Genomic DNA, 13,164 nt, shown 5'->3' with positions numbered 1-13,164 from the left:
TATAGCTGCGGCTCCTAACGGATTATAGAAGCTTTGCGGACATGATTCGGGCAATCGTGTCTTATTTTCCCATGTCTGTTGTCACAGACTTACGACTCTGGCTATAATGAAGGGGAACCCGACATTTCCAGCAGCAGCATAGAAGGTGAGCGTGAGCATGATGAAGCATGATTCGCCAGAAAATTATAATATCAAAACCCGGATCGGCCCCCTCTTGTTTGACATTGTGCTGGACGATACGTTCCGCCTGGCGAACGCTCCCAGCCTGTTCAACCGCCATAACCATTCCGTCTATGAAATCCATTTCGTTATTGAGGGCAAGGGCAAGCTCGTCATGGACCGGCTGGAAGTGGAGCTGCAGCCCCACTACTGCTATGTAATTCCGCCCGGCATTTATCATGCCGTCATTCCTGACAAGGGCAGCCAGCTGCGCAAATTTACGATTCGTTTTACTTATACCGAACTTAATGAGCATGAACTTTTTTTCCCTGCCAATGAAGTGGAAGCCCTAAAGTCTGCTCTGGCAGAAGTCTCTTATTTTTGCATGGAGGACACTGGAGAAAACTATCGGCTCTTGACCGATATCAATCAGGAGCTGGAGAATCGTCCAATAGGCTACTATACGAAGCTTCAATCCTGCTTTAATCAGCTTTTTGTCAATTTGATCCGCGCTGCCGCTCCCGGCACTCAATCTGCTTACACCATTCCGCGACGAATTGCTTATGATAAGCGTGGGATGATCATCGATGCTTTTTTCGATCAATACCGGTCGGGTCTGACCATCGAGGATCTGGCATCCGAGCTGCGCCTTAGCCCCCGCCAAACGAACCGTATCCTGCAAAAAATGTACAATACCACCTTCCGCCAAAAACTGACCGACATCCGTATGGAAGAGGGCAAAGACCGCCTGAAAAACTCAACAGATTCCGTAACGAGCATTGCTGCCCAGCTTGGTTTCGCTTCTTACTCACTTTTTAGCAGCACTTTTAAAGAGCAGACAGGCCTTACGCCCCAAGCTTATCGGAAGCAGAAGCGGAGTGAATTCTGACATTCTAGCTATCATTTGACAGCAATTATCCCAATTTCAGCTTCTAGTATTTCATTCCCGAGGGTGTATAATAGAGTAATCATAATGCACTTTCAGGGAGAGATGCTGGTTGAACAAACAAACTTATGTAGTACATGACCACCACGATGAGCGCCATCAAGGGGCTGTGACGTTTCCCATTTATCAGAATAGTTTGTTTACATTTGCCAACTATGATGATTTCGATGCGGCATCAGACCATTTCTTTGACCATTTTGTATATTCCCGGGGAAATAATCCGACGGTGCGGGAGCTGGAGAAACGGCTTGCGGGGCTCGAAGGCGGAGAAGAAGCACGATGTTTCGCCTCAGGCATGGCAGCGATATCAGCTGCAGTCATGTCTGTCGTCAAGCAGGGCGATCACATTGTGTGTGTCGATCAGGCTTATGGTCCGGCACAAGCCATGATGGGTTCGTATTTGCAAAAATTTGGCGTTACCTGCTCATTTGTTGACGGGACGTCAATCGATGCCATTGCAGCGGCCATACTTCCGAATACGACGCTGCTGTATTTGGAAAGTCCGACATCGTTGTTTTTCAGCCTGCAGGATCTGGAAGCCTGTGTCCAATTAGCCAAAAAATCGGGCGCAGCCACTATTATTGATAATACATGGGCGACTCCATGCTTTCAGAATCCGCTCCGGTTCGGGGTCGATCTGGTCGTGCACTCAATTTCCAAATATATTGGCGGACATAGTGATGTAACTGGGGGCGCCGTCATTGGATCCCACGAAAGACTGGAAAGGCTGAACCAGAATGAGTTTATGCTGATCGGTGGTTTGATGACTCCCCATACGGCGACTCTGGTAACACGCGGAATGCGGACGCTGCCGCTGCGACTGGAGCAGCAGCAGAAGTATGGATTGCAGATTGCCGATTTTTTGCAGACGCTTCCATATGTGCGCAAAGTGCATCACCCAGGTCTGACCTCCCATCCCCAGCATGAACTGGCCGTCCGTCAGATGGAAGGTTTCAGCAGCCTGTTGTCTTTTGAAACAGACATTCCACTGCAGGACATGCGTAAATGGACAGGCTTGCTGAAATATTTCCGCATCGGTGTTAGTTGGGGCGGCTATGAAAGCCTGGTAACGATATTTCCGTTACCACTGGGTGCGGGTGTGAATTCGAATTCAGCCTCTGCACCCTGTACCATCCTCGTTCGACTATACATCGGACTCGAACATCCGGACGATTTGATCCGCGACATTCGCTCCGCTTTCGAACAGATCGGTTTATCGGAAGGGGATTAATACGAAGTACGCTTTGCGGCGTCCTTTGAGGTACGTGTTCGAAATTAGGGAGCGTCACGAGAGGGAATGGCTGTGGGCTCCAGCCGCTGTTAAAGATTTGTTCACTGAATGGAATCGATGAGGTGGTAGGAACAAATCTTTAAAGGCGGACGCTACCGCTCTTCCGCCCACAGCCATTCCCTTCTCAGCTACAATCGCACGAATCACACGGTTCACACGAACATCAAGCTCAAACGGACTACCAGCGAGGTTTTTTCTAGTGAAGATTAGATTTCCCAGCGGGAGCAGGCGTTGGGGATGAAGGGAGCGAGCAGCCGAGAAGGATTTGCTACTTTAACGATGTTCATCGTTAAGTGGAGTACACCCTCATTTCAGCGAGGGTGGGCTGCTACTTTGCTGCTACTAACGCTCATTCTCCCCAAACTTGTTTTCGCTTCATCCATGTTTTTTAGCGCCTCGCTCTTCCTGCACTCTTCCTGTACCCTTCCTGCACCCTCTTTTTGATTGTAAGCCATCCAAAGTAAGATAATAGTGCCAGCTGATGCCAATTGAATACTTTAACACTTCAACTCTTAAACACTTTAAATCACTTAAACTTAATAATATGTTTAGTTCACAAAAACGAGCAGACGAATCTTAGTATTCGACCTGCCCGTTTCTTTTTTTAATTACTTGCCAAAGAAAGACGACAAACGTTCATCCAGCAGCCCCATCATAAGCCCCGAAGAAATTTCCGCGACCGTCCAACCGGACTCAATCGCCCAAGGTCCCCAGCTGTTGTCGGCCGGCGAACCAAACACTTCCTTCTTCTCCGGATCGAACGCTCTTGCCCAGCCGCCGTTGATTTTTGCATATTTGCTGTGCAGTTGGGCAGAGACGAGAAACTTCGCGGTATCATTCCACTGCTCCAGGAAAAATGGATCCTTCGTCACCCAATAAGCCTGCATCCAGGCGAAGGGCAGCCAGTTGTTCGTATACAGCAGATCGGCAACGCAATCACCATTCACAGCGAGCAACGAGTTCTCGTCCTCCCCGATTTTTCTGCGCATCATCGCCGTGTAACCCTCATCCCATTCCAGATAAGCGCCCGATGGATGCTTGAACTGTTGCAAGTCATTGGAAACCCGGTACAACCAATCCCGATGCTCATCATCGCCGGTAATCCAATACAGCCAGCTGAGCGGGTAAATGAGTCTGCTGTATTCCTGCGTCTGGCTAAGTACACGGAACGTCACGGGATAGGCTGACATTATTGTAGTCAAACCACGAACTGCCACTTCACGATACTCCGTTTTCCCGGTAAGTTTATAGGCAAGCAGCAGCGCAGCATGATAGTACGCATTGAAATGCGCGCTAGGCATATCGCCTGGCGTGCCGTTCAGCCTGGCGATTTCCTTAGGGCTAAGCAGGCTGTTGTAGGTGCAATAGAAACGAGTCCCGTCGGTACCGGTTGTCCGGATAAGAAAGTCCAGCGCGTGCATGCATTCCTGTAAGTAGTCGCTGTGGCCGACGAAAACGTGCTTCAGCAATTCAGGAACGATTGCTCTAGCCACATCATCTTGGTAGCAAACGTTCCATTGCTCATCCGTCCAGCGGATCATGCCGTGTAAATCGCCCTCGTCCTTACATTGCATCGAATTGAAAATGACGCCGGCAAGCGAATTGGAAATGTCCAGGCTTTCCCGTTTGCCGGTGAGCAAGTAATCCATGGTGTACGACATCGCCACTTCCCCGATGCAGTCGCTGCGAATCCATTGGAACATCCGCTGCTCTCCGTTATGGTAAATCTCCGAAGCAATCCCTTCCTCCACGCCGCCTTTACCATCGTCAAGCAAAATCCCGGCATCACGAAACCACTGCATCGCCAGCAAGGCGCTTCGCTGCACTTGCGGAGCAAGTGGCTCGTCCGGATTATAATGGCCTGTCTCGTAAGCATGGGGCAATTCACCAAGCTTCACTTGTTCGCCAAGCAGCCAGCCAACGATATATTCGATAACTGCTTGCACCCGTCCCTGCGGCGAAAACCGTGCGCGCAAGAAATTGGCCAGCCGGAATGAGCAGACAAGCACATTGTCAGGCTGTTCAAACCAAAGTGCGCGCTCCGCGATTTCGGACCGAATCTCGTCCGTCACTTCAACACGGTCGTGAGCATGCTGCTTCACATACTGCAGGATCGGCACTCCTGACGCGCATGTAGCGGCGTGCGGCTTCATGCGTAAGCCGCTCTGGTCATCGAGCAGATCACCTATGGCGACTCCTTCAATTGCCGTATCTAAGGAAACGAACGCGATCCGCTCATAGCGTGTGCTCTCAGGCGCAGAAGCAAACATGCTCCCTATGCTCGTACAAAACTCGGCTAATATTCTCGTTCCTTTGCGCACATGTTGTTCGACAATTACCCTTTCGCCCGGCCTGAATTGGATCGGCTGACTGGTCGCTCCTCCCAATATGGCAATTGCATCGCAACCTTGCAGCGCTCCGGACGTAATCTCTCCCGGCTTCAGCACGGCAAGTGACGGGACAAGCCCGCGCAGGATGCCAAGCAAATCCGATTCAGCTTCCGTGATGACCACTAATCTTACTGTCATGATAGTTCCTCCATCTGTTGAATTTAGCGTAAGTTCTGTTATCGCTAAATCTCTTATCTTTATCTCTTATCTCTTATCTCTTATCTCTTATCTCTTATCTCTCATCCCTATCCCTTAATCCCCGAAACAGCAGCTCCTTCAATGAAGTACCGCTGGAAGAAGAAAAAGATGAGCAAGCACGGCAGCATTACGATGATTGAAGCGGCCATTAGTAAATTCCATTCTGTGGCATGCGTGCCCTGGAATACGTAAAGCCCAAGGCTGAGTGTCTTCATATTGTCCGATTGCAAATAAATGAGCGGACCGAGAAAATCGTTCCATATGCCCATAAACGTAAAAATCGTAATCGTGGCCAGCACCGGCTTCACCAAAGGCAGCATAATCCTGTAAAAAATACGGAACGGACCGCAGCCATCGATCGTCGCCGCATCGTCGAGCTCCCGTGGAATCGTCATGAAAAATTGCCGCATCAAAAAAATGTAAAAAGCCGTCCCAAAGAAAGCAGGTACGATGAGCGGATAAAACGTGTCGATCCAGCCGACCCAACGCATCATGATGTACATCGGAATCATCGTAATTTGCCCGGGTATGATCATCGTGACGATGAGCACGAGAAACCAGAAGTTCCGTCCCGCAAACTGCAGACGTGCAAACCCGTAGGCGACGAGCGAACATGAGATCAGCGTTCCGATGATGACCGACACTGTATGAATCAGCGTATTGCGCAGCAGCAGGAGAAAATCCATTTTTTCAATAGCCGTCATAAAATTGCTCCAATGTGCCTTGACTGGAATGATTTCAGGCGGAATCGACAAAACCGTGGCCGAATCTTTGAGCGCCGTTGTCAGCATGACCATAAAGGGAACGAGCAGCACGATGGAAATCAGCGCAAGCAGCGAATAGTTGATGAGGGCCATAGTCCATTTTTGCTGCTTCATACGGTTTCCCCACCCTTCCCGCGGCGTCCGGCCGCTTGTTTGGAACGTTTAGGCTTCTTCCCCGCATCAGGTGTATCTCCACCGTAATAAACCCATCTTCCCGACGTATGAAAAAGCACCAGCACAAGAATCATAATGATGATAAAAAGCACCCACCCCAAAGCGGAAGCATACCCCATCTTAAAAAACTGGAATGCATTCTGGTACAAATACAGCACGTAGAACAAGGTTGAATTGCCCGGGCCGCCCTTCGTCATAACGAGAGCTTGGGTGAACACCTGGAACGAATTAATAATCCCCATGATCAGGTTGAAAAAGATCGTTGGCGTCAGCATCGGAATCGTAATGTTCCAAAACTTGCGCACCGTCGTCGCACCATCCACATCCGCCGCCTCGTAAAGCTCACGGGAAATGCCCTGCAGACCAGCCAAATAAATGACCATAGCACCCCCGATGCTCCACAAGCTCATGAGGATGAGCGATCCAAGCGCCGTCTTTGTATCCGACAACCATTGCGGGCCTGTGATGCCAAACCAGGACAGGAATGTATTGATGATTCCGTAATTGGGATCGAACACCCACAGCCACAGCATGGATACAGCAACACCTGATACGACAGCCGGCAAGTAGAAAATCGTCCTGAACAGGCGGATACCCGGCAGCTTCTGGTTCAACAAAATGGCCAGTAGAACGCCGAAGATGATCCCCAGAGGGACGCTTACAGCCGAATATATAAAGGTGACTCTGATTGCCGCCCAGAAATTCTCGTCATGCGCCATCTTGTCGTAATTGCTGAATCCAACGAAATTGGCTTTCTCCAGGATGTTCCAATCGGTAAACGAAAGCACAAACGAATACACCAGTGGAAACAAGGTGAATACAAGCAACCCGATCAGCCACGGCGATATGAACAAGTATCCCGTAAGATGCTTCGATCTGGCCCATTTTCCAGTCATAACGACTCTCCTTTCCATGTACCCGCTCCGCAAACATGACACCCGACAACTGCCCCGCACCGGAGGGATCCGTAAGGATCCCGTTGGATATGTCAGGCGGAAGCTGTCGGGTCATATATGCTTACATGCGAATCGGGCTTATTTCCCCTCTAGAATCGCGCTGATTTTTTCATCTACTTTCTTCAGCGTCGTACCAATATCTTGATTATTCAACCAATACAGCTCCAACTGCTTCGCCATTTCGCTGGAAATTTCCGCCCAATAAGGCGATTTCGGAGCCGTTACAGCTACTTTAATCGATTCTCCGAGCTCTGACAGGTGGATCGTTGAGTCGTATGGATTCTCAAAGCCTTTCGTTGATACCGGAGAATCTACAAGCGACTTGACGGTCGGACTTCCGGCAAAGCCGCCTTCGAACTTCATTTGCTGGGCCTCTTCACCGCTGAACCAGGAAAGGAATTCGCTCGCTTCATCCGGATGCTTCGTATTGCCGGCTACGGCAAAACCGCCCAAGCCGAGCACATTGCCTTTGTTTTTGTACATAGGAGGTCTGACGACATCCCACTTCAGGTTTTCTTGCCGGAATGCGGTCGATGCATTCCAGGACCCGCCAAAATACATGGCGGCTTTACCGTTTTGGAACAGCTGGTAGCCAGGCGTCGATTTCAGAGCGGACATCGTCGGCGCTACCTGTTCCTTCACCATCAGGTTGCGTAAGAATTCGAACGCTTCAGTATTTTCCGGCGAATTGACAACCGATTTGGTTCCCGTTTCGTCGAGAATGCTGCCACCTGCCATCGATAGGAACGGCTGCCAGTAAAACCAGTCGATATCCATTGCGTATCCGTATTGCGATACTTTATCCCCTTCTTTGATCGTCAATTGCTTGGCGAGCTCCTGCAATTCCGTCCAGGAAATATCCGCTTTCGGATACGGTAATTTCGCTTTGTCGAACAATTCCTTATTGTAGAAAAGCACGTTGCCGGCAGAATCTCCAGGTAGTCCATATATTTTGTCTTTGTACGTATACGCGTCCAGTGCGTTATCCATAAAATCTTCCTTCTTGAAATACTTGCCGTCATAAGGGTTTAATTCGAGCAGTGCGCTTCTTCCCGCATAGGAGATGATATTCTCATTGCTGATCCAGAAAATGTCTGGCGCATTCCCGCCGGCAATTCGCGTCAAGATCGCCGTACTGTAATCCTGGGCAATGACCTGTGTGTCGATTTTCACGTTAGGATGCTTGTCTTCATAAGCTTTGATCATTTTTTTGTACAGTTCGTAAGTCGGACCTTCTCCACTCATTGCGAAAAGCAGCTTTACTTGCTCCCCTGACGTTTTGCCTTCGTCTGTCGGTTTATTCTCCTGCGTTGGCTGCTCCGAAGCACCTGTTGTTTCCTCTTTATTACCGCCATCCGACTTGCTGCTGCATGCAGAACTTAACATCAATATGAGTGCTATTGCCAACATAAGAAAAATTTTCATTCGGCTAGCTTTTGCCAATTGAACCGCTCCCTTTTTTTATTAAGTTTTAAGCTTGTCCCTTACCTTGCTCGGCCCTGCCGCCTCCTTCCCTGGATTATTCGGATTTTCGGGTTACTCCGCATATCATGAACGTTAGTTATACGGGGACAACAATCTGCAAAAACTCGCTCAGTACCCTGTTTCCTCATATCGCCGGAACTCAGTGTCGTTGTACTCCAGGCCGCCGGGATAATTGACCGATTTCAGAATCGTCGGCTTAATACCCTTGTTTAAGAGCAGCTCTACCGTCTTGGCTTCGATCGCCCACATAATGACTGCTGCGGCAATACCGGAGGCGGGGCACATCGAAACCTCCATCTGGGAAAGCTCAATCATGCCGTCCTGTGAAGGAGCGCAGTTGTCGATAACCAAATCAGCAACTTCGAACAAGCGTTTGCCGCTGGAATGCTCACTTTGGACAATGGAAGAATAAGCCACACTCGTTATCACTATGACAGTCACCCCAAGCTCTCTGGCATGGATGGCCAAGTCGACGGGAAGTACTGATTTACCGGAAACGCTTCCAATAAAGAGGACATCTCCCGGGTGGACATTGCTTGCGTTCAAGGCATAACGGACAACTCCTTCGAGGTTCCGGTTTTTATCCATATCTTTCGTTCTCTTTCGCACATCATTATCCACGGTAAGTGCAAATGCCAGCCGCTTGAAGCAGTTCAGTCCGCCTGCCCGATGGATGAGTTCGCTGTCCAACATATGTCCAGTGTCGTAAATATGAATGCAGTCGCCTTTAGCAACCGCATTAGAAATCAATTCCGCCGCGCGGTCGATGCTCTCCCCCTGTTCGGATTCAATTCTTCCCAGCAAATCGCCAAGTTTGCGAAAATACAATTGTTTCATTGATACGCTCTCCTTATCCTGCATAATCCACACAACCTTTCGTTATACAACGTTTCGAAGTTTCTTATAACTTTTTTGTAATAATCCGTAACGTTTTATAACGTTTTCTTTTGTTTTGTTTCGATGTTTATGATCGTATCACCGAAAATGATAAGTGTCAATCATAAAAATGATCATAAAATCCGAATATTATTGAATATGTAGGCGATTTCATGTAGGATACTATTGAGAAGGCCAATAAGAGGGCAAAAACCTTGCATTTGATTTCAATTTCGAAAGGAACCTTTCGATTAAAGGAGAGATCCATACATTCCATGTACGCCTCACAACGACGCAAAGAAATTATAAAAATGACTAGAGAGCGCAGCTACATTTCTGTCGCCGAATTGCGCAAATTTTTCGATGTATCGGAAGTCACGATCCGTTCCGACCTGCGCATGCTTGAAGCCGAAGGGAAAATCGAGCGGAATTACGGAGGAGCGACGATCAAGGACATTGCAATTCCGCCATTTTCGGAAGTTACAATGCTTCTGAATGACGCCAAAAAATCAATCGCCCGAACTGCCGCGGAGCTCATTCACCAAGGGGACAGCCTGTTTCTGGATGCTAGCACTACGACCCTTCTCCTGTCGGAATATGTGGCGGAAATGGACAACGTTACGGTTATCAGCAATTCGATCCCTATTTTCGATCAGCTTAAGGAGTACAGCAGAGGTACCTTGATAAGCATACCCGGAGCGTTAAATCCAATCACTCAGTCGTTTGTCGGCCCGCTTGCCGAACAAATGATTGACAACTTACGCGTCAGCAAAGCTTTTATCGCCCCAAAGGGTATTCTGCCTGAGGGCTTGCGTGATCATATCATGCTGGAAGCGGCCATTCGCAAAAAAATGATCGAATCCGCTGACGAAGTGATTGTACTCGCGGATCACAGCAAATTTACAACTCAGCAAACGATATTCAGCATTGCCAGCTTCGATGTCGTAAGCACGGTCGTGACGGATCGTAATCCTGACCCGGTATTTCAGGAATTGTTTCAAGCGAAAGGCATCAAGCTGCTCGTTGCGGAATGATATTCGGATGCAGCAAGCGCATAGACAATGGGGGAACTCATAGTGAAACACATGAACTATGTTATGTCGTTAGACGGAGGCGGCTCCAAGCTCGCCTGCTTGATCGCGGATGAAGCTGGAAATATCGTGGGTAAAAGCAAACAAGGACCGTTCAATTCCAACTATGATTCGCAACCTGCAATTATAGCCAACATGCAATCGACGATGGCCGCAGCATTGGCTGACGGACATCTGGCCGGAGATCAAATATCTATCGTCTATGCAGCGATGCCGGCTGCTTTATCCGATCTGGACGACTTTATCCGTAATTTTCTGGGCGGCGGCTCCTCAGTAAGTCTTGTCACAGAGTTCACAATGTCGCTCTATGGTGCCATTCAGGAACAGTACGGGGGACTCGTACAAGCTGGAACCGGTTCGTTCGCGGAGGTCCGCACGGAGACAGGTTCTTATCGTGTCGGCGGTTGGGGTGCCTGGATCGGGGACGAAGGCTCAGGAACTTATATAGGCAAGCAGGCATTGACGGCATGTGTGCACATGGCGGACGGCAGAGGGGCGCACACCTTGCTGAAGCAGCAAATCTTTAACGCATGGGGGATTGAAAACAACGATCTGGAGCAGCTTATGGATCAACTGCACAGGGGAAGCCCTGCCAATCAGCGCGCCCTCATTTCCTCATTATGTCCGCTTGTCGGGCACTGTGCCGCTGAAGGAGATCATATAGCACGCGATATCATCGTGAACGCAGGCATTCAGCTCGCGAAGCAGATGGCCTCAGCATTACGGCGCTGCGGTGAAAGCAGTGCAGTTACCGTAACTGCAGCCGGGGGAGTATGGAAGTCGCACCCACTGGTGTATCAATCTTACCTCGCTACGCTGCAAGCCGAATTCCCGGACATTCGAATTGCCCCTCCGCTTTTCGAGCCGGCAGCTGGCGGCCTGCTGCTCGGTCTTTCTAAGCTGGGCATCCCTGTAAAGGAGCGCCTTAACATCTACCGTGAAACAATGGCCGACTTCCGGCTTGATGACAAAGGCTACTTTACACCACCCCATAGCGAGTGAATAGATTTTGGGATGAATCACGAAGAAAAGACCGCCTTAAAAAGGCAGCCCTACTTCTATCTCTTCTATCATTGATCATTCTAATTCATTACGCCTGTCATTAAACGACCATCCTGATCAAAAAGAATCTGCCCGGAAGAAGACAGCGCTTCCCATAAACCTTCTGGCTCCATATCCTTCCACAAAGGCTCGGATACCCATATGTCCGTGAGGCAGTTCGTATTACGGATCATAGCCATGCGGATTTGAGCGGGCTCTACATTCAAACAGGTCTGTGCCGCTGCCATGATCGCATCCTGGTCATCCTGCATAATAAGCGGCAGCCTTGCACCGTTGGTTACCAGCGCGGTTATGACATTCATATACGTTTTGGCAAAATTAATTTTGGACACGGTGGCTGCCGTCGTTATATCCGCCAAGCCAATTCCGCATGCATTACCCTCTGTATGTTCTGACAGATCAAGCACAACTACCTTCTGAACGACAGATTCACCTGTTAAACCGGGAACACCGAATCTACCCGTTACGTTTGGGTCCATGCCATCCCCATTGATGTCTTTGCCAATTTCCCCAACAACAAGCACATCCAATAAAGCTGAGGGCAGCTTCGCTTGTTTTTGCTTCGCCAGCTGCAGCAGTTGCGGCTCCCTTGATAGGATATCCTTTGGAGCGAGCAATTCAACATGGCAGATCTGGTGGTGCGCATCTTCGATCAAGGCAATTCCACAATAGACCGGGGCATGCTCCAGCACATACTGGCCAACCTCCGGAATCAGCCTGGAAAAATGCTCCGTCCCCATGCGATGGAGCGAATTCGCCCCTTTTTGCTTGCCCAGCCCGATCGAGAGCATTTTCATAATGCCGCTTTCCAAGGGGCCGCGATAATCGGTGTGGAGCTTCACCCGGTTAATGGGAATAATAGCATCTGCTTCAACCGCATGGCGATCGGTATAAACGGGAACACCTGAAGGTGACGTGCCAAGACAAACTACCTCCATGGATGAGATGACCGGCACGCCGCAGATGCTCTCGGAAATGCCCAGATGCTCCAGCACTTCGCGCTGTCCTTCTGCTGTAGCACCACCATGACTCCCCATCGCCGGAACAATAAATGGATGCAAATGATGCGCCTTCAGCAGCCCGGCAACTTTTGTCACAATTTCCGAAATACCGCTAATACCGCGGCTTCCAGCCGCAATAGCGACCCGGCCTCCAGACGGCAGCGGGTTGCTTTTCAACCAGCTCGCCAGCTCGCTGAGCAGCACTTCAGCAGCATCATAGGGATTCGGCTCAAGCTTCTGCCTTACCCGTCTCACCTTAGGCAGTTGAACAGCCGCAGGCTTGTAATTCAAATTGATCTCCATCAGCTTATAGTCTCCATCCGCCGCCACCAGCAACTGAACCTGAAGTCTAATCAAAATCAGACGGCTTTTCTTCCTATTATATCAACTGCCGCCAGTAAATTTAAGGCTCTGCACCAAATAAAATGCATCTCCTATAGAAAGAAAAGTAATGAGAAAATTTCTGTAAAATAAGCAGCTCTTTTAGTGTCTTGTGTCTTATGTGATATGTGGAAAGTGTTGTCTGATGCGTGATACGTGGTGTGTTTATTGTGCTGACTGATTAACTTCCGCCTTTGCATGCAAAAGCGGACTGTACCAAGCCGACGGGCAGTTCCGTTCTGTCGAGTTATATCTATTCAAGTCTTTTAACGATGTTTTTCATCACTAAGTGAGGAAGTTTCCATGAGTTTGGCACTTTAATGATGTTTTTCATCGCTAAATAGCTTGAAATTTCACTAGCTGAGCTTGATTATGCTCTTTAACGATGTT

10 protein-coding genes are annotated in these 13,164 nt (G+C 49.2%); 4 read left to right on the top strand and 6 right to left on the bottom strand.

Annotation, left to right across the window (positions count from 1 at the left end):
* The first annotated feature begins 157 nt into the window (after positions 1 to 157).
* A complete protein-coding gene (locus J2Z66_RS11290) occupies positions 158 to 1,048 on the top strand; it encodes a helix-turn-helix transcriptional regulator (RefSeq protein WP_209971505.1) in 891 nt (296 codons plus the stop codon).
* A gap of 109 nt (positions 1,049 to 1,157) precedes the next feature.
* Positions 1,158 to 2,336, top strand: a complete 1,179-nt coding sequence (locus tag J2Z66_RS11285) for a trans-sulfuration enzyme family protein (RefSeq protein WP_209971504.1) — start codon at positions 1,158 to 1,160, stop codon at positions 2,334 to 2,336.
* Between the two features lie 668 nt (positions 2,337 to 3,004).
* Here J2Z66_RS11285 and J2Z66_RS11280 read toward each other — a convergent pair.
* From J2Z66_RS11280 to J2Z66_RS11260, 5 genes are all read right to left on the bottom strand, one after another.
* Entirely contained in the window at positions 3,005 to 4,924 is a 1,920-nt protein-coding gene (locus J2Z66_RS11280) for a hypothetical protein (protein ID WP_209971503.1), read from the bottom strand.
* Between the two features lie 107 nt (positions 4,925 to 5,031).
* The gene (locus J2Z66_RS11275) at positions 5,032 to 5,862 is read right to left on the bottom strand and encodes a carbohydrate ABC transporter permease (protein WP_209971502.1); all 831 of its coding nucleotides are present in this window, start codon (positions 5,860 to 5,862) and stop codon (positions 5,032 to 5,034) included.
* Complete coding sequence (locus J2Z66_RS11270; RefSeq protein WP_209971501.1) at positions 5,859 to 6,818, bottom strand: carbohydrate ABC transporter permease; 960 nt, start codon at positions 6,816 to 6,818, stop codon at positions 5,859 to 5,861. Before J2Z66_RS11270 ends, J2Z66_RS11275 begins: the two co-directional genes overlap by 4 nt.
* 138 nt (positions 6,819 to 6,956) lie before the next feature.
* On the bottom strand, positions 6,957 to 8,321 hold the full coding sequence (locus J2Z66_RS11265) for an ABC transporter substrate-binding protein (RefSeq protein WP_245375462.1): 1,365 nt from the start codon (positions 8,319 to 8,321) through the stop codon (positions 6,957 to 6,959).
* 150 nt (positions 8,322 to 8,471) lie between these two features.
* A complete protein-coding gene (locus J2Z66_RS11260) occupies positions 8,472 to 9,200 on the bottom strand; it encodes a sugar isomerase domain-containing protein (RefSeq protein WP_209971500.1) in 729 nt (242 codons plus the stop codon).
* A 314-nt stretch (positions 9,201 to 9,514) separates the two neighbouring features.
* Between J2Z66_RS11260 and J2Z66_RS11255 the strand changes: the two genes are divergently transcribed.
* Both J2Z66_RS11255 and J2Z66_RS11250 read left to right on the top strand, forming a co-directional pair.
* Complete coding sequence (locus J2Z66_RS11255; RefSeq protein ID WP_209971499.1) at positions 9,515 to 10,273, top strand: DeoR/GlpR family DNA-binding transcription regulator; 759 nt, start codon at positions 9,515 to 9,517, stop codon at positions 10,271 to 10,273.
* Positions 10,274 to 10,324: 51 nt separating this feature from the next.
* The gene (locus tag J2Z66_RS11250; protein WP_245375482.1) at positions 10,325 to 11,332 is read left to right on the top strand and encodes an N-acetylglucosamine kinase; all 1,008 of its coding nucleotides are present in this window, start codon (positions 10,325 to 10,327) and stop codon (positions 11,330 to 11,332) included.
* An 80-nt stretch (positions 11,333 to 11,412) separates the two neighbouring features.
* Here J2Z66_RS11250 and J2Z66_RS11245 read toward each other — a convergent pair whose 3' ends face one another.
* Entirely contained in the window at positions 11,413 to 12,750 is a 1,338-nt protein-coding gene (locus tag J2Z66_RS11245; RefSeq protein ID WP_209971497.1) for a nickel pincer cofactor-dependent isomerase, group 22, read from the bottom strand.
* Positions 12,751 to 13,164 lie beyond the last annotated feature (414 nt).

Origin of the sequence: Paenibacillus eucommiae (genome assembly GCF_017874215.1) — a bacterium.
In the GTDB taxonomy this organism is placed as follows: Bacteria; Bacillota; Bacilli; order Paenibacillales; family NBRC-103111; genus Paenibacillus_AI; species Paenibacillus_AI eucommiae.
The sequence above is the reverse complement of the archived record's forward strand: the minus strand, read 5'-3'. Positions and strand labels throughout refer to the sequence as shown.

Excerpts from the sequence above, each read along its gene's own strand:
- J2Z66_RS11290 (WP_209971505.1), top strand. The coding sequence starts at position 158 with ATGATGAAGCATGATTCGCCAGAAAATTATAATATCAAAACCCGGATC.
- J2Z66_RS11280 (WP_209971503.1), bottom strand. The coding sequence starts at position 4,924 with ATGACAGTAAGATTAGTGGTCATCACGGAAGCTGAATCGGATTTGCTT.
- J2Z66_RS11275 (WP_209971502.1), bottom strand. The coding sequence starts at position 5,862 with ATGAAGCAGCAAAAATGGACTATGGCCCTCATCAACTATTCGCTGCTT.
- J2Z66_RS11270 (WP_209971501.1), bottom strand. The coding sequence starts at position 6,818 with ATGACTGGAAAATGGGCCAGATCGAAGCATCTTACGGGATACTTGTTC.
- J2Z66_RS11260 (WP_209971500.1), bottom strand. The coding sequence starts at position 9,200 with ATGAAACAATTGTATTTTCGCAAACTTGGCGATTTGCTGGGAAGAATT.
- J2Z66_RS11255 (WP_209971499.1), top strand. The coding sequence starts at position 9,515 with ATGTACGCCTCACAACGACGCAAAGAAATTATAAAAATGACTAGAGAG.
- J2Z66_RS11250 (WP_245375482.1), top strand. The coding sequence starts at position 10,325 with ATGAACTATGTTATGTCGTTAGACGGAGGCGGCTCCAAGCTCGCCTGC.